Origin of the sequence: Prosthecobacter fluviatilis (assembly GCF_042655725.1) — a bacterium.
Taxonomy (GTDB): Bacteria; Verrucomicrobiota; Verrucomicrobiia; order Verrucomicrobiales; family Verrucomicrobiaceae; genus Prosthecobacter; species Prosthecobacter fluviatilis.
Genome location: NZ_JBHSMQ010000001.1, coordinates 624,228 through 637,801, shown reverse-complemented (window position 1 = coordinate 637,801; position 13,574 = coordinate 624,228). Strand labels below are relative to the sequence as shown.

Annotated in this window: 18 protein-coding genes; 14 read left to right on the top strand and 4 right to left on the bottom strand. The window is 61.2% G+C overall.

Going from position 1 to position 13,574, the window contains the following annotated elements; genetic code table 11:
* Positions 1-322: 322 nt before the first annotated feature.
* From ACFQDI_RS02410 to ACFQDI_RS02390, 5 genes are all read left to right on the top strand, one after another.
* Positions 323-706, top strand: a complete 384-nt coding sequence (locus ACFQDI_RS02410; RefSeq protein ID WP_377163021.1) for a hypothetical protein — start codon at positions 323-325, stop codon at positions 704-706.
* A 662-nt stretch (positions 707-1,368) separates the two neighbouring features.
* Positions 1,369-3,297: an acyltransferase family protein gene (locus tag ACFQDI_RS02405; protein WP_377163019.1), complete on the top strand. Its 1,929-nt coding sequence runs from the start codon at positions 1,369-1,371 to the stop codon at positions 3,295-3,297.
* 209 nt (positions 3,298-3,506) lie between these two features.
* Entirely contained in the window at positions 3,507-4,085 is a 579-nt protein-coding gene (locus ACFQDI_RS02400) for a hypothetical protein (RefSeq protein WP_377163017.1), read from the top strand.
* Between the two features lie 91 nt (positions 4,086-4,176).
* Entirely contained in the window at positions 4,177-4,953 is a 777-nt protein-coding gene (locus ACFQDI_RS02395; RefSeq protein ID WP_377163015.1) for a M90 family metallopeptidase, read from the top strand.
* A 145-nt stretch (positions 4,954-5,098) separates the two neighbouring features.
* The gene (locus tag ACFQDI_RS02390) at positions 5,099-5,584 is read left to right on the top strand and encodes an FKBP-type peptidyl-prolyl cis-trans isomerase (RefSeq protein ID WP_377163013.1); all 486 of its coding nucleotides are present in this window, start codon (positions 5,099-5,101) and stop codon (positions 5,582-5,584) included.
* A gap of 39 nt (positions 5,585-5,623) precedes the next feature.
* On the opposite strand, the gene ACFQDI_RS02385 is transcribed toward ACFQDI_RS02390, so the two are convergent.
* On the bottom strand, positions 5,624-6,289 hold the full coding sequence (locus tag ACFQDI_RS02385; protein WP_377163011.1) for a LamG domain-containing protein: 666 nt from the start codon (positions 6,287-6,289) through the stop codon (positions 5,624-5,626).
* A gap of 95 nt (positions 6,290-6,384) precedes the next feature.
* On the opposite strand from ACFQDI_RS02385, the gene ACFQDI_RS02380 reads away from it, so the two are divergent.
* The 8 genes from ACFQDI_RS02380 to ACFQDI_RS02345 all read left to right on the top strand — a co-directional run bounded on the left by ACFQDI_RS02380 (position 6,385) and on the right by ACFQDI_RS02345 (position 11,936).
* Positions 6,385-6,975: a TetR/AcrR family transcriptional regulator gene (locus ACFQDI_RS02380; RefSeq protein ID WP_377163009.1), complete on the top strand. Its 591-nt coding sequence runs from the start codon at positions 6,385-6,387 to the stop codon at positions 6,973-6,975.
* A 28-nt stretch (positions 6,976-7,003) separates the two neighbouring features.
* Positions 7,004-7,291: a YciI family protein gene (locus tag ACFQDI_RS02375; RefSeq protein WP_377163007.1), complete on the top strand. Its 288-nt coding sequence runs from the start codon at positions 7,004-7,006 to the stop codon at positions 7,289-7,291.
* A 6-nt stretch (positions 7,292-7,297) separates the two neighbouring features.
* A complete protein-coding gene (locus ACFQDI_RS02370) occupies positions 7,298-7,909 on the top strand; it encodes a DNA-3-methyladenine glycosylase I (RefSeq protein ID WP_377163005.1) in 612 nt (203 codons plus the stop codon).
* Between the two features lie 6 nt (positions 7,910-7,915).
* Entirely contained in the window at positions 7,916-9,019 is a 1,104-nt protein-coding gene (gene rlmN, locus ACFQDI_RS02365; RefSeq protein WP_377163003.1) for a dual-specificity RNA methyltransferase RlmN, read from the top strand.
* On the top strand, positions 9,016-9,477 hold the full coding sequence (locus tag ACFQDI_RS02360) for a cupin domain-containing protein (protein WP_377163001.1): 462 nt from the start codon (positions 9,016-9,018) through the stop codon (positions 9,475-9,477). Before rlmN ends, ACFQDI_RS02360 begins: the two co-directional genes overlap by 4 nt.
* Positions 9,478-9,526: 49 nt before the next feature.
* Positions 9,527-10,411 carry a leucine-rich repeat domain-containing protein gene (locus ACFQDI_RS02355; RefSeq protein WP_377162999.1) on the top strand — a complete coding sequence of 295 codons (885 nt, stop codon included), beginning with the start codon at positions 9,527-9,529 and terminating at the stop codon, positions 10,409-10,411.
* 226 nt (positions 10,412-10,637) lie between these two features.
* The gene (locus ACFQDI_RS02350; protein WP_377162997.1) at positions 10,638-11,534 is read left to right on the top strand and encodes a class I SAM-dependent methyltransferase; all 897 of its coding nucleotides are present in this window, start codon (positions 10,638-10,640) and stop codon (positions 11,532-11,534) included.
* 63 nt (positions 11,535-11,597) lie between these two features.
* On the top strand, positions 11,598-11,936 hold the full coding sequence (locus ACFQDI_RS02345) for a hypothetical protein (protein WP_377162995.1): 339 nt from the start codon (positions 11,598-11,600) through the stop codon (positions 11,934-11,936).
* 15 nt (positions 11,937-11,951) lie between these two features.
* Here the strand turns inward: ACFQDI_RS02345 and ACFQDI_RS02340 are convergent, their stop codons facing one another.
* Genes ACFQDI_RS02340 through ACFQDI_RS02330 form a run of 3 tightly spaced genes read right to left on the bottom strand, consistent with a single transcriptional unit; the run spans position 11,952 to position 13,013 of the window.
* Entirely contained in the window at positions 11,952-12,602 is a 651-nt protein-coding gene (locus tag ACFQDI_RS02340) for an SGNH/GDSL hydrolase family protein (protein ID WP_377162993.1), read from the bottom strand.
* Positions 12,603-12,607: 5 nt separating this feature from the next.
* A complete protein-coding gene (locus ACFQDI_RS02335) occupies positions 12,608-12,820 on the bottom strand; it encodes a hypothetical protein (RefSeq protein ID WP_377162991.1) in 213 nt (70 codons plus the stop codon).
* A 13-nt stretch (positions 12,821-12,833) separates the two neighbouring features.
* On the bottom strand, positions 12,834-13,013 hold the full coding sequence (locus tag ACFQDI_RS02330) for a hypothetical protein (protein ID WP_377162989.1): 180 nt from the start codon (positions 13,011-13,013) through the stop codon (positions 12,834-12,836).
* Positions 13,014-13,112: 99 nt separating this feature from the next.
* On the opposite strand from ACFQDI_RS02330, the gene ACFQDI_RS02325 reads away from it, so the two are divergent.
* The gene (locus tag ACFQDI_RS02325) at positions 13,113-13,571 is read left to right on the top strand and encodes a DUF5069 domain-containing protein (RefSeq protein WP_377162987.1); all 459 of its coding nucleotides are present in this window, start codon (positions 13,113-13,115) and stop codon (positions 13,569-13,571) included.
* Positions 13,572-13,574: the final 3 nt, after the last annotated feature.

The window sequence follows — 13,574 nt, the reverse complement described above, 5'->3', positions numbered from 1 at the left end:
ATTTCTGGATTCGCGATCATTCGCACACATTCGCGTTTGAAGACTCTGAACCGACGAGCCCATAAGATCTCAAGGCTCGGCTGCCTATGCGGAACGAAGCATCGGGCCATGGGTTTCGCACGTGGCAGCACACGCAGGCAAACAATAGGTCGATGCCCCAGCTTGGCACGTCGGCCCAGGCTTCATTAGCGCTGGCATCCACATCTTTTTAAAGAATCGAGCAGCGCTTTTCACCGCCGTTTTTTAGCACGATCATTTTTGAGCCACTTATTGGAAGCGAGTGTCAAAGCATTCACTCAACCCCCAACCCAAAACAACAACCATGAAACGCGCACTCTTGCTACTGTCCGTGACCGGTCTCTTCGCCAGCCTGTCCTCCTGTGCCCATCCTCCGCGCATCCAGTGGGTTCACACCGGAACGGTGCTCCAGTCCTCACCCGGCGTCACCGGCCCGCTCTACATGATCAATGGCGTGGCTTTGCAGCAGTACAGCCCGAAGCTCTACACACCGTTCCAGTACGACCATCGCAGCATGGCCGACAACAGCTTCTACCAAGCCCAGGCCCTGCGGCACTCCGCGAGAAAAGGCTCAGTTCACATGGGGCCTTTGACCTGGCAGGCCGCCGAGAATGCCGCTCCCACCTCCCATCCCTATGAGGTGAGACGGGCAGGTATGGTGATGTCATCGACCAAGGGCATGCACTGAATGACCACGGCCTGCATCTCGGATCTCCGCCATGCACGGACGTGGCGGGATCTGAGCTCAGGCCAGCACAAGCTTTCCCCGGGCATGCGCCGCGATGCAGCGGCGCTCCTCGGGCCAGAAAATCGAGACCCTGCATCTGATTGGTCTTCCGGTTTAATCAGCGTGTGAAGGACAGCGCAGCTCGGTCAAGGTGGTTACCTCCCTGCCCTGCGCCGCCACAGTTCACGCGCCAAAGATCCCCCCGTTCCTTTCCACGGACAGCAAGGCCAGAAAGCCGGCGGGTGCTACACCACGGCGGGCTCCGCGCATCGGCCGTAGCGCCTGCTGTCCCACGAGGAGCCCCCTTTGGGAGCAGCGCACACGGTACACCTGATGCCCCCCTCAGGCCCTGCTCACACATCCTGGCGATCAAACGCGCCTCTGAAAGCAACTGGGCACACACACCAGCCCAGAGCGCTGCCATCGTTCATGCCGTGGCGGCTCGCCAGCGGCCGGGCATCCCTTTTCCAGCCAAAACCTCAATATGGCCGAGTCCATTTCGGCTGCAGGCGGAAAATGTACCTGCACAGCGCACCTACCAAAGATAACCTTGAAGCCTATCAACCATAAGCCATAGGGGAGGTATATTCTCCGATCCAGTGCTCCCGCCCGATGCCTCGCCCATGACAGCGCAGACAGACTCCTCCCCCGCCCCATCCTTCAGCTACCGCCCGGACGTGGACGGGCTGCGGGCGCTGGCGGTGCTGCCAGTGCTGCTGTTTCACGCGGGGCTGGGCTGCAGGGGCGGCTTTGTGGGGGTGGATGTCTTCTTTGTCATCTCCGGGTATGTCATCTCCTCCCTCATCCTGCGGGAGATCTCTGCGGGCAGCTTCAGCATGCTGCAGTTTTGGGAGCGGCGCATCCGGCGCATCATGCCCGCGCTCACGTTCATGGTGGTGGCGGTGCTTGTGGCTGCGTGGCTCTTTTCCCTGCCAGAGGACTTTCTGCGCATCGGCAAATCCGTGCTGGCCCAGGCGCTGATGGGAGCGAACTTCTACTTCTGGAAAGACGGCAATTACTTCGATCTCGGCGCAGACACCAAGCCCCTGCTCCACACCTGGTCCCTTGCGGTGGAGGAGCAGTTTTACCTGCTCTTTCCGCTGCTGCTCACCTATCTGGTGCGCGCCCGCCCGGGCTCCTGGCAGCGCTGGCTTGGGGGCATCACACTCGGTTCCGTGGTGCTCTGCGTCGCCCTCAGCTACTCCTCGCACAATCAGCGCGCGGCCTTCTACCTGCTGCCGGCTCGTGCATGGGAACTGCTCCTCGGCGTGCTGCTGGCCGTTTATCGCGGTCGTTTCCCGGCAGGCAGGCTGGTGCGGGAGACAGCCGGCGTGCTCGGCCTGGCGCTCATCGGCCTGGCGGTGCTGGGGTATGATGAAACCACACGCTTCCCCGGGGTAGCCGCACTGGTCCCCTGCCTCGGGGCAGGTCTCGTCATTGCCTCCAGCGATGCCCGGCTTTCGCTGGCGGGGCGGCTGCTTTCGTGGCGGCCCTTTGTCTTCATCGGCCTGGTGTCCTACCCGCTGTACCTCTGGCATTGGCCGCTGCTGGTTTTTGCGAAGTATCTCTCGGTCTACGAGCTCACCACCGTCGCACGCGTCGGCCTTCTGCTGGCCAGCTTCGTCCTGGCCGTGATTTCATGGAAATGCATCGAGACCCCATTCCGCCAGCGGCGCTGGCTCAGCGAGAGGCGGCAGATCTTCACCTTTGGCGGAGCCGTCACCTGCGTGTTCATCGCCTCCGCGCTCATGGTCTCTGCGCTGAAAGGCATCCCCTCGCGCTACCCTGCCAGCGCGCTGGCCTACGCCGCCAGCCGGAACAGCCATGGCTTCCGCGAGGTCATCAGCACGGACAACGCGCTGGCTGGAAACTTCACCGAACTCGGCTCTGCCGGGCGCGCACAGCCCATCCACGTCCTCGTCTGGGGCGACAGCCACGCCATGGCCATCACCCCGGCCATCGACAAACTCTGCCGCGAGCATCAGCGGCGCGGCGTTCTGGCCGGCTTTCACTCCACACCACCCGTCCTAGACTACATTACTCCGCGCGAGTTCGGCCTCGGCCAGCTCGCGCCCAAAGTGGCCGCAAGCGTGGTGGCCTTTGCCGCCAGGGAGCACATTCCCCATGTCATCATGACAGCCAAATGGGACGCCTTTGCCGCCTCAGCCGAGTTTCGGGCGGATCTCATCGCCACCGTCCGTGCGCTCATGTCTGCCGGCTCGCAAGTGCTCCTGCTCAGAGACGTGCCAGCACCTGGCTTTGACGTCCCCCGCATTGCAGCCCTGACCACCCTGCGCGGCGGAGACATCCACTCCCTCGGCCTCAGCAAAGAAAAGCACCAGCAGGCACATGCCGCCCTGGAACCCACCTTTGCGGAACTCACCCGCATGGGAGCCACCGTCATCGATCCCGCCGATCTCTTTCTCAATCCTCACGGCATCTATGGAGTCCTGAAAAACGACCAGATCCTCTACTACGACAGCCACCACCTCACCCGCGAAGGCGCGGCACTCCTCAGTCCACTGTTCGAGCCGGTGTTTGCAGAAAAGTGACCCTCCACGGGCAACGCTCCCCGTCATTCCAAATACAGCACGCGCAGGGCCTACCGGCCATGGCGCAGAGCCTTACTCCAGCCCGCCCCCATTCCGGCGCATGCAGGATATGGCGGAATTTATTCCGCCCTTAGGTCACTGATTCATAGTCACCTGCGTGACTCAGCACTTGTGCAGCGTCCATTCCATGCTTCTTAAGCCTCATCGCCATGAATGGACCTCAGCCTCCACCCCCGTCTGAATACTTCTTCGAACGGTATCCCTGGAACAACAGGCACGTGCTGTTTTGCATTGCCCTGCTGATGGCCTGCAGCGACTTCCTGGCGGGCCCCATCATATTCTTCCCTTTCCTGTTTGTGATCCCCGTCGCGCTCATGGCGTGGAACTGCGGCCTCCGCACCGCCCTCTGGCTGGGGGCCATCCTGTGCATCATCCGGTTCAGCATCCAGTGTGCCTGGGGCATCCCTTACACGCTGCCCGTGGCCATCATCAATGCCCTCATCCGGCTCGCCATCCTGTTCTTCATCACCTTCCTGTGCGGCAAACTCTCTGAGCAAACCCAGGCCCTGCGCGCCCGCGTGCGCACGCTGGAGGGCCTCCTGCCGACGTGCTCCTACTGCAAGGACATCCGGGACGAGAGCGGAGAATGGCAGCAGATTGAAGAATACGTCGCCTCCCACTCCGCAGCCCGGTTCACCCATGGCATCTGCCCGAAATGCGTCACCAAGCATTTCAGCAACGTCATGAACCTGGAGTCCCAGAAGACAGGCGCCGAGGGCACTCATTGACGAAGCACTCTGCGCGCAGGTGAGGCCCCCTAGGCCCAGACTCCCCACAAATGATCTGGCAGCATCGTCCAGCCCCAGTATCGTGACGCTCATGATCTGGCAGAAGCTCAAGGAGTTGTTTGGCGGCGGGGCCACGATGGCAGAAGTTTTCCGCCCGGAATGGATCGGGCTGCTGCAACAAAACATGCCCCTTTATACACGGCTTCCGGAGGAATTGCGGCTGCGGCTGCACCAGCGGATCACGCAGTTCATCTCGAGCGTCCGTTTTGAAGGTTGCGGCGGTCTGGAGCTCACGGAGTCCATGATCCTCACGATAGCCGCGCAGGCCTGCCTGCTGGTGCTGCAGCGCGAAGGCCGCCCCTACCCAAAGCTGAGCGCGGTGTATGTCTACCCGGCCACTTTCAGCTCCGTGAGCACGCGCATGGACGCCCACGGCATCGTCACAGAGGGGGCGGTGCGTCGGCTGGGGGAGTCTTCCCGCTGGGGCACCGTGGTGCTGGCCTGGGACTCTGTGGCTCAGGGGGCGCACTACCCGGATGACGGCGACAATGTGACCTTCCATGAGTTTGCCCATCAGCTAGATCGCGAAGACGGCCCCACGGACGGTGCCCCCGCCCTGGCCAGCGGTGCGGCCTACCGCAGGTGGTCGCGCGTGTTTCATGACAACTATGCCGACTTTTTGCAGAAAACGGAGGAAGGCACCGAGAAGACGCTGGACGCCTACGGCGCGACCAATCCTGCCGAATTTTTCGCGGTCGCCACGGAGACCTTTTTCGAAAAGCCCCGGCAGCTCTCCGAAGAGCGGCCGGAGCTCTATGCAGAGCTGATGAAATACTACAGCCTGGACCCGTGCGAATGGCTGCGGTGAGGCAGCAACCACCTCAGCGTCCCTTTTTCCGGCCTCCCTTCCTTTCGTATCTCGGTTGCACGACACCTCTTTCCCACCCACATCTTCCGCCAGCCGGGGTCCGCCACTATGACACCAGCACCACCCCCCAGACCACACTGCCGCCATGAACCGCCCCTTGATATGCTCGTCCCTGTCCGCTGCGCTGCTGCTCCTGATGCCCGGCTGTGAAAGCAGCAAAAAATCTGAACCGGCTCAGAAAGCCGCCGCCACGGTGCCTGCTGGCGGGGCTCTGTCTGCAGACGGCATGGTGACCACGGCAAGCGGCCTGCGCTACAAAGTGCTCACCGCAGGCCCCGCAGGCGGCAAGTCGCCTGCACTCAACGATTCCGTGACCGTGCACTATCGCGGCACGCTGACAAACGGCACCGTCTTTGACAGCTCCTACGACCGCGGCCAGCCCGCCACCTTTGGTGTGAACCAGGTCATCCCCGGCTGGACGGAGGCGCTGCAGCTCATGAAGCCGGGCGATGTCTTCCTCCTCTACATCCCCTCCAACCTTGGCTACGGGCCGCAGTCCATGGGCGCCATCCCCGCCAACAGCGACCTCATTTTCCAGGTGCAGCTGCTTCAGGTGCACGGCGCGCTCTGAGCCAGGACCTGGCCCTCTAGGACCAAAGCCAGCCAGCTTTCACAGCCCCTCCCACAGTCTGATGGAGTCGATCTGGCAGGTGCCAAAATCGACTGCCTTGAAGTCGATCTGCGCCTGACCGGTCATGTCGATGTTGCTGCTCTCAAAGAGGTGCTTCTTCCCATCAATGCTGAGGAGCAGCTTCCCTTTTTTGAGCTCAATCACCACTTCGTGCCACTGGTTCAGCGCAAACAGCGGCTGCTCCACGGGCGCGCTCTGCACGTTCTTCTTGATGGTGAGCGTGGTGGCCTTTTCCCCGAAGCTCAGCGTGTGAGTGTGGTGGCCCAGGTCAAACAGCGGAAAGCCTTTCTGGTAGGCTGTGGCATCATAGCGCACGCGCATGGCGCAGACGAAATTTTCCGGCACCTTCTTGAGCCATATGACGGGCTTGAGCCCCGCGTGGGAGGGATCGTCGCTGGCCTTCTTCCTCTCCTGAAACTCCTTGGACGAAGGACTGCCGGTGAGCACGCCGTCCTTCACCGCCCACGTGGTGCTCTGCCGCACCTCCCAGAACTCCGTGTTCAGCGGGCCTGCATCAAAGGTGTCTGCATACACCGGCTTCAGCGTCTGAAACAGCTCCGGCTTGTACTCCGCCTCCGCCGCAGGCACGGAATGCGGGATGAATGAAAGAGCGAGGAGGGCAGCAAGACGAAGAGGCGTGGGCATGATGCGCTGAAACGCTGAACGGCTGCGGAAATATCACTCACATCACGCCCTTGACACTATAGGACACTTGTCCTAAATCGCATCATCAGGCCAGTATGAACGCCCCTAGCACACGAGACCGGATCATCGAGACCGCAGACCGTCTGTTTTATCAGAAGGGCTTCGAATACACATCCGTCGCAGACGTCGCGGCGGCGGTGCAGATCACGCGCGGAAATCTCACCTTCCACTTCAGGACCCGGGACGACATCCTGGAGGCCGTGATCGACCTGCGGCTGCGGCGCACACGCAGCATGCTGGAGCAATGGGAGGCTGACGGCTGCACGGCGGCGGATCGCATCCGCTGCTTCATCAACATTCTCATCATGAACCGTGCGAAAATCCTCCTCCACGGCTGTCCGGTGGGCACCCTCTGCACGGAGCTGGCCAAGCTGGAGCACGCCGCGCTCGCACAGGCAAACAAGATCTTCACCCTCTTCCGCGACTGGCTGAAGCGCCAGTTTGAGCAGCTCGGCTGCGGAGACGAATCCAAGGCCCACGCCATGCACCTGCTGGCCTGGAGCCAGGGCACCGCCACACTGGCGCAGGCTTTCCACGATGAGTCCTTCATCCGCGCCGAGGTACAGCGTGTGCAGGAGTGGCTCGCCGGACTGAGCCCCAAGCCCGCCCGCCGCGCTCGGCGCTGATCTTTTCACCTCGTACACACCTCACCTCATGTTCATCATCTTTCTCCGTTTCACCGAAAAGAAAAGTCAGGCCGGCCAGTTCATGGACGGCCACAAGGCCTGGATCAAACGCGGCTTTGCCGAAAGCGTTTTTCTGCTGGCGGGCAGCCTGGAGCCCGGCCTAGGCGGCGGCATTCTTGCCCACCACACCTCGCTCGCTGACCTGCAGCAGCGTATCGCTGAAGATCCCTTCGTCGCCGAAGGCATCGTGACCGCGGAGCTCCACGAATTCGCCCCCGGCATGGCCGATGAGCGTCTTCAATTCCTCGTTTCCTGAACCACCATGAGCCTGCCCCACACCTCCGATGATGGCAAAGAGCGCTGCCACTGGTGCGCCTCCGCACCGGAATTCCCCGCCTACCACGATACGGAGTGGGGCTTCCCTGTGGCGGACGATCACCGCTTGTTTGAAAAGCTCAGCCTGGAGGGGTTTCAGTCCGGCCTGAGCTGGCGCACCATCCTCGCAAAACGTGAAAACTTCCGCCGTGCCTTCCACGGCTTTGACTTCGACCGCGTGGCGCGCTTCAAGGAGAAAGACGTGGCGCGCCTGATTGAAGACGCAGGCATCATCCGCCATCGCGGCAAGATCGAGGCCGTCATCAACAACGCGCAGCGTGCACGCGAGATGGTGAAGCAGGAGGGCTCCCTGGCCGCCTTTGTCTGGCGCTATGAGCCCGATCCCCGGACACTCGGGAAACCGCTGACCGCCTCCACCTCGGCAGCATCCGTTGCGCTTTCCAAGGAGCTGAAAAGGCGCGGCTGGAAATTCGTCGGCCCGACGACGGTGTATGCCTTCATGCAGGCGATGGGTCTCATCAATGACCACGCAAACGGCTGCTTCATCCGCGCCAAGGCGGAAAAAGCTCGCAAAAGCTTCCAGCGTCCGCATAGCTGAGCCGTCATGGCTTACGATAAATCGCTCGCAGATTGCACCACCGCACGCCCTCTGACCGACCTCTCCGCCGAGGAGCTGGGTGCATGGATGCAAAGCCAGGGCTTCAACAATGCGCACACGCCGCGTGTGATCCGTGGCCTGCTGGCTGCGGAGCCGCCAAAGAGCCGCGCAGGCTTCCTTCTTCCTGGAAAGCTCGAAGAACAGCTCCAGGCCGCCTTTCCCACGGCTGCTGCCAGCCTCGCCATGCGTCAGGTCTCCGAAGACGGCACCACCAAGCTGCTGCTGCGCCTGCATGATGGCCGCACGGTGGAGTCCGTGCTCATGCCAGACTACCACCCGGACCGCGCAGCGGGCTGCATTTCCAGCCAGGTGGGCTGCGCCATGGGCTGTGACTTCTGCGCCACCACGCAGACCGGCTTTGAGAGAAATCTCACCTCCGGCGAGATCGTGGAGCAGTTCATCCACCTGCGTCGCGAGGCACACGCTGCCGGCCGCACGCTGCGCACCATCGTCTTCATGGGCATGGGCGAGCCGATGCTGAATCTCAAAAACGTGCTGGCTGCGGTGCGGCGCATCGCCGATCCCGCACTCGGCGCCTTTGGCTGGCGGCAGATCACCGTCTCCACCGTGGGCATCGTGCCCGGAATCGATGAACTGCGCGCGGCGAATCTAGGCGTGCATCTCGCGCTGTCTTTGCACGCACCAGATGATGCAACGCGTACTGACTTGCTGCCCATGGGCAAACGCTTTGATGTGCAGGACGTGCTCGCCGCCGTGGATCGTTATCAGGCAAGCAGCGGCCGCATCACCACCATCCAGTACTGCCTGCTCGATGGCGTGAACGATTCCCTCTCGCAGGCGCGCGATCTGTCGCGTCTGCTGAAAGGACGGCGCATGCATGTGAATCTGCTGCGCTACAATGCCACCGGCCTCAGCCTGCGTGGCCGCACCTATGCGCCGAGCAGCCTGGAGCAAACGGAGGCCTTCCTCGCCGAACTCCGCGCCCACGGCACCGTGGCCCACCTGCGCCGCGCACGTGGGCCGGACATCGATGCCGCCTGCGGGCAGTTGCGGAAGCGCGAGGCGGCGCAATCATGCGCCACACCATGAACCCCGTGCAAGGCTTCCATCTCATCACGCCGGATGATCTCACCTGGCGCCTGTCGAATCTCATGCGCATCCCGAACGCAGATTTTCTGGAGCGCACCGGCAGCGAAAACATGGGCGCACGCCTCTGGCGCATGCCGCCCATGAGCGCGAACACGCTTCACAAACACATCCGCGCCGAGGAGTTCTACTTTGTCCTCGAGGGCACGGGCCGCATGCGCGTGGGCGATGAAACACTCACCGTGCCGAAACATGGCGGTGTCCACGTAGGGCCGGATCAACTGCGCCAGGTGTTTAACGACACCGCCGAAGAAGTGCTCTGGCTCATCATCGGTGCGCCGGAGGAGACAGAGTTGCTTCCAGGTGCCACCAACAAGCCCGACATGAAGCTCATCTACCCGACTGATCCAACACAACTGCCCAAGGAGCTCGCAGGCGCTGTGTGGCCGCCGAAGGAGTGAGGCTTGATCAGAGCACTATCAGCATGCAGTTTTGCATGGAGATAAAGATATGACGACCGTAAACAGTTCCAATCAAATTAAATTCGAGGATTATGAGGATGGGCTGCAGGCCACCATCAAAAATGACCCTCTGGATGTAGCGGCATTGGCGGATCAACTGGCGGCAGTTCCAAACCTCAAACGCATTGTATTAATGCAACCGATCAGCGAACTGAAGAGCCTTGGCTTTCTAGAAGGGCTTGTTGCTCTCCAAAGTCTACACATCAATCATCTTCCCAAGTCTGCCGACTGCTCGGCGCTTCTGGCCATTCCATCACTCAAAGAGATCACCACAGGAGATTACTGCTGGTTTGATTGTTCTCTCTTGAAGCATATTCCGAACCTTAAAAAATTCCGGTCCGGGCCAAAAACATTTTCATTGAACGATCTCAAGGCTTGTGAAGCTTTGGAATGGATTGAGCTGAGGGGAGTAAAAGCGGCCAATTGTTCCTTCGTCGCCGGAATGCGCAAATTGAAGCAACTGCGTCTTTGGGATTGCAAAATTCCGCACACAGACGGACTCGATCAATGCCCTCAGATTATTGATTTAGATTTGGGACGTTCTTCCTTCCTTGAACTCCAGGCACTTTCATCGTTGGAGCATTTGCAGCGGCTGGAATTAGAACGTTGCGGCAAAATACCAGAAGCCAGCGTCATTATGCAATGCCTCTCACTTGTTTTATTAAATGTTAGTCATTGCCAGTTCGGTTTAAAAGGGTGCTTTTTTGATTCAATGAACAGCCTGGAGGTTTTCAGTGGTGTCGGCATCAAAATAGACCGCGATGCACTGTTATCACTTATAAAGCTTCCTCATTTAAGAAAGGTCAGCGTGAGCAAGTGCTACGTCCAAGATTTCGCCTGCAGGGATGACCTGAAGGTTTTTGGCTACAAATAACTGCCTCGCCATACTGGACGGGTGAAGGATGAAGGGATTTTGAGGGTTCTCCTGCCGGCTATCCAGTATTAGCTGGCATTGTGTTTTAGCACCGCAGGTAAGGCGGGCTGCGTGCTTCGACCGCTGAAGCCAAACACCTCCATTGCCTCGCCGCTCTTCTTGCGGCAGGAGTGAGGCAGTGATTATTCCCCCCGCCCCCCGTCCTGCTCCTCCATCCGTGATCTGGATGACTCCCGCCCAGTGCAAAACGATTGAAGCTGCAGGCACCAATGCGCATCGCCTCGCCTCAGGCCCCGGCGGCTGGGTGGAGCGGCTGGGTGATGACGTGATCCTTTCCTACAAAAGCGATGCCGCACGCGATGAACTCTCTGCTGGACTCACCAAGTGGTGCACAGATTCCGGCTGGCAGCCCGTGCGCGTCTTCCACCGGTTCATGCCCATCAAGAACGCCGACCGCGTCTCACCGGTGCTGCACAGCGGCGATGCCTCCCTGCCGCTCACCACGGTGGTCACGGAGGCCGGCATTCGCTACGGCCTCGACATCGGCGCCAGCTACAGTCACGGGCTGTTCCTGGACCAGCGCCTGAACCGCGCCAAGCTGCACGCTTTGAAGCCCAGGCGCGTGCTGAACACCTTTGCCTACACCTGCAGTTTCTCGCTGGTGGCCGCGCTGGCAGGTGCGGAGACGCTGAGCGTGGATTTGTCCCGCAAGTCGCTGGATCGCGGCAGGCACAATCTCGCGCTCAATGGCGTCGCGGAAACGAAGCACCGCTTTGTGGCGGAGGATGCCGCCGAACTTCTGCCACAGCTCGCTGTGCGTGGCGAGCGCTTTGACGCCATCATCCTCGATCCGCCCACCTTTTCCCGCAGCAAGAACGGCCGCCGCTGGCAGGTGGAGGACCACTTTGAAGACCTGCTCAGCGCCGCGCTGGAAGTGGCAGCGCCGAAATGCGCCATCCTGCTTTCCACGAACTGCACCAAACTTGACCCTGCCAGGCTGGAGCGTAGCGCCCGCTGGTGCGCAAAGGGCAAGCGCCGCACGGCCGACTACGTCAAGCTGCCCCCCCCTGTGGACTTCCCGCCCGGCCACGGCTCCAGCACGCTGTGGATGATGCTGCGGTAAATCAGGGCATTGACGTGGTTTCAGGCGGCTGGCTATAATTCCGCCAACTCAACCAAGCACGTCATGAACCGCCGAACCGCCATCCGTCTGATGCTGGCCATGGTTTTGATCCCGGCCCTCACACCGCTTTCCGCCAACGAAGCCGATGACCAGCCGCACATGCGCACGGCCCTCGGGCATCTGGAAGCCGCCCACACGGCCAAGGCGCCGCTCACCAGCCTGCGTGCCGCCAGAAAGGCTCTGGTGCATGCCAGGCCAAACAAAGAAGGGCAGCGCAAGCATGCCATCGGCTACGTGGATGAGGCCATCGCCTTTGCCACCACAGGCGACAAGGCGAAGATGCAGGAAAAGATCACCAAGGCCATCTCCAACGTGAAGTCCGGCATCGCCCGGGCCAGATGATTGGAGCATGTGCCGCTACCATCCCAACGCCTTCAGCTTCTTCCCCATCACCTTCGCGATAGCGTCATTCCCGGCACCATCGGGATGCACGCCGTCTTTGAGCAGTGCAGCATCCGGCACGGCTCCGAAGAGGCTGACAAACTCGCTCTTCGTTTCCACCGCGAGCATCTCAAACGCGGCACCGAGCTCGCGCAGCTTGGCCTCGCGTTCATTGGCGATGGGCTTCGTCGGCCCCAGCGCGGCCTTGTTGATGTTGCTGGGCCCCACGAGCAGCACAGGCAGCCTGGCTCCGTAAACCGCGCGCGCTTTCCCGATCATCGCCCGCACATTCGCCACCGCCTTGGGCACACACTGCGGTGTGATGTCGCGTGAATCATTCATGCCCAGGGCGATCACCAGTGCGTCCGCCTTTGCATGCCGCGCCAGCATCTCATCAAACTCGGGCAGCGAGTTCGTGGGCCTGCCGCCTTTGCCTTCATTGACCAGAATGAGGGCCCGCTCAGACTGCTCCTGCACCTGGGTGACCCAGAGCATGCCACGCTCCTCCTTGGGCAGCGCACCGCCTGCGGTGATGGAATCCCCAAACAAGATCACACGGCGCACAGCGGAGCTTTGTGCAAATGCGCCAAGGCTCACGGCCAGCCATAAAATGAAAACACGCACCATACGGGTCAGGCGGTGGGCGCAAAATACTGGCCCAGGCAGCAGAAAGCACCCACGGCCAGATGGCTGCAGCAGGTGACATAAAATGCCGCCGGCTGTTCAGCACGGCGAATCAGGCCGCTCCGCCCCAGCGTGGTGCCGCTCAGCAAACCCAGACCGCCTGCAGCAAGCATGAAGGCTCCGAAGTTCGCCGCCATCTGCACATTGTCCGGGTTTGCCATGAGGTGCAGTCTCCTATTCCTTGGCTTTGTCCCCGGGCTTTTCCGCTTCTGGCCTGGCCTCGGGCAGTTGCTTGGCCGGACGCACCGCCGGCTTGGGGCCTGAAAAGGGAATGAATCCCTGCCCGCCTGACCAGCGGTCCGTTTTCGTCTTGAAAGGTCGGGGACTACGGTTGTTGATTTTCTGACTGCGCATGCCGTCCCGTTATATTTAAAAATGCGCGCTTTGCAAAGGCTGCTTCACCCTCAGGTGTTGCTTGAACCGAAGGCTTGTGCTGTCGATGCTCACTCCATCATGGCACACCCCTACCCCACCCTCATTCCCGGACTCCGCAGCCCCTACGACCAGGTGAACGGCCTCGTCTATTTCGGCCGCATGCTGGACAAGATCCGCCTCATGGCCGCCGGCAACCTGCCCAAGGACTGGCAGCCCATGCGTGGAGCGGTGAAGGGCAGCTTTGACTGGCGCTGCTGCGAGTTTCTGCAGATCGACTACGCCGCACTCGAAGCTGAAGCGCTCAAAGGGGGCAGCGATGAAAGCCTGCTCGCCTGGGCCTATGCCAATGGTCGCCAGCCCACCGAGCAGGAGATCGAGGTGTGGAACGCCTTCATGACCAAGCGCGGCTGGCGCGATGCCGGCACACAACGTCTGAACGAGCGCCTGGAGGAGATCGGCCTGCCCCCCGGCACCGTGCAGACGATGTTTGAGTTCATCGAGATCGACGAAGGCAGGCTGACCCCGGGAGCGAAGTAACCA

Excerpts from the sequence above, each read along its gene's own strand:
- ACFQDI_RS02410 (WP_377163021.1), top strand. The coding sequence starts at position 323 with ATGAAACGCGCACTCTTGCTACTGTCCGTGACCGGTCTCTTCGCCAGC.
- ACFQDI_RS02405 (WP_377163019.1), top strand. The coding sequence starts at position 1,369 with ATGACAGCGCAGACAGACTCCTCCCCCGCCCCATCCTTCAGCTACCGC.
- ACFQDI_RS02400 (WP_377163017.1), top strand. The coding sequence starts at position 3,507 with ATGAATGGACCTCAGCCTCCACCCCCGTCTGAATACTTCTTCGAACGG.
- ACFQDI_RS02395 (WP_377163015.1), top strand. The coding sequence starts at position 4,177 with ATGATCTGGCAGAAGCTCAAGGAGTTGTTTGGCGGCGGGGCCACGATG.
- ACFQDI_RS02390 (WP_377163013.1), top strand. The coding sequence starts at position 5,099 with ATGAACCGCCCCTTGATATGCTCGTCCCTGTCCGCTGCGCTGCTGCTC.
- ACFQDI_RS02385 (WP_377163011.1), bottom strand. The coding sequence starts at position 6,289 with ATGCCCACGCCTCTTCGTCTTGCTGCCCTCCTCGCTCTTTCATTCATC.
- ACFQDI_RS02380 (WP_377163009.1), top strand. The coding sequence starts at position 6,385 with ATGAACGCCCCTAGCACACGAGACCGGATCATCGAGACCGCAGACCGT.
- ACFQDI_RS02375 (WP_377163007.1), top strand. The coding sequence starts at position 7,004 with ATGTTCATCATCTTTCTCCGTTTCACCGAAAAGAAAAGTCAGGCCGGC.
- ACFQDI_RS02370 (WP_377163005.1), top strand. The coding sequence starts at position 7,298 with ATGAGCCTGCCCCACACCTCCGATGATGGCAAAGAGCGCTGCCACTGG.
- rlmN (WP_377163003.1), top strand. The coding sequence starts at position 7,916 with ATGGCTTACGATAAATCGCTCGCAGATTGCACCACCGCACGCCCTCTG.
- ACFQDI_RS02360 (WP_377163001.1), top strand. The coding sequence starts at position 9,016 with ATGAACCCCGTGCAAGGCTTCCATCTCATCACGCCGGATGATCTCACC.
- ACFQDI_RS02355 (WP_377162999.1), top strand. The coding sequence starts at position 9,527 with ATGACGACCGTAAACAGTTCCAATCAAATTAAATTCGAGGATTATGAG.
- ACFQDI_RS02350 (WP_377162997.1), top strand. The coding sequence starts at position 10,638 with ATGACTCCCGCCCAGTGCAAAACGATTGAAGCTGCAGGCACCAATGCG.
- ACFQDI_RS02345 (WP_377162995.1), top strand. The coding sequence starts at position 11,598 with ATGAACCGCCGAACCGCCATCCGTCTGATGCTGGCCATGGTTTTGATC.
- ACFQDI_RS02340 (WP_377162993.1), bottom strand. The coding sequence starts at position 12,602 with ATGGTGCGTGTTTTCATTTTATGGCTGGCCGTGAGCCTTGGCGCATTT.
- ACFQDI_RS02335 (WP_377162991.1), bottom strand. The coding sequence starts at position 12,820 with ATGGCAAACCCGGACAATGTGCAGATGGCGGCGAACTTCGGAGCCTTC.
- ACFQDI_RS02330 (WP_377162989.1), bottom strand. The coding sequence starts at position 13,013 with ATGCGCAGTCAGAAAATCAACAACCGTAGTCCCCGACCTTTCAAGACG.
- ACFQDI_RS02325 (WP_377162987.1), top strand. The coding sequence starts at position 13,113 with ATGGCACACCCCTACCCCACCCTCATTCCCGGACTCCGCAGCCCCTAC.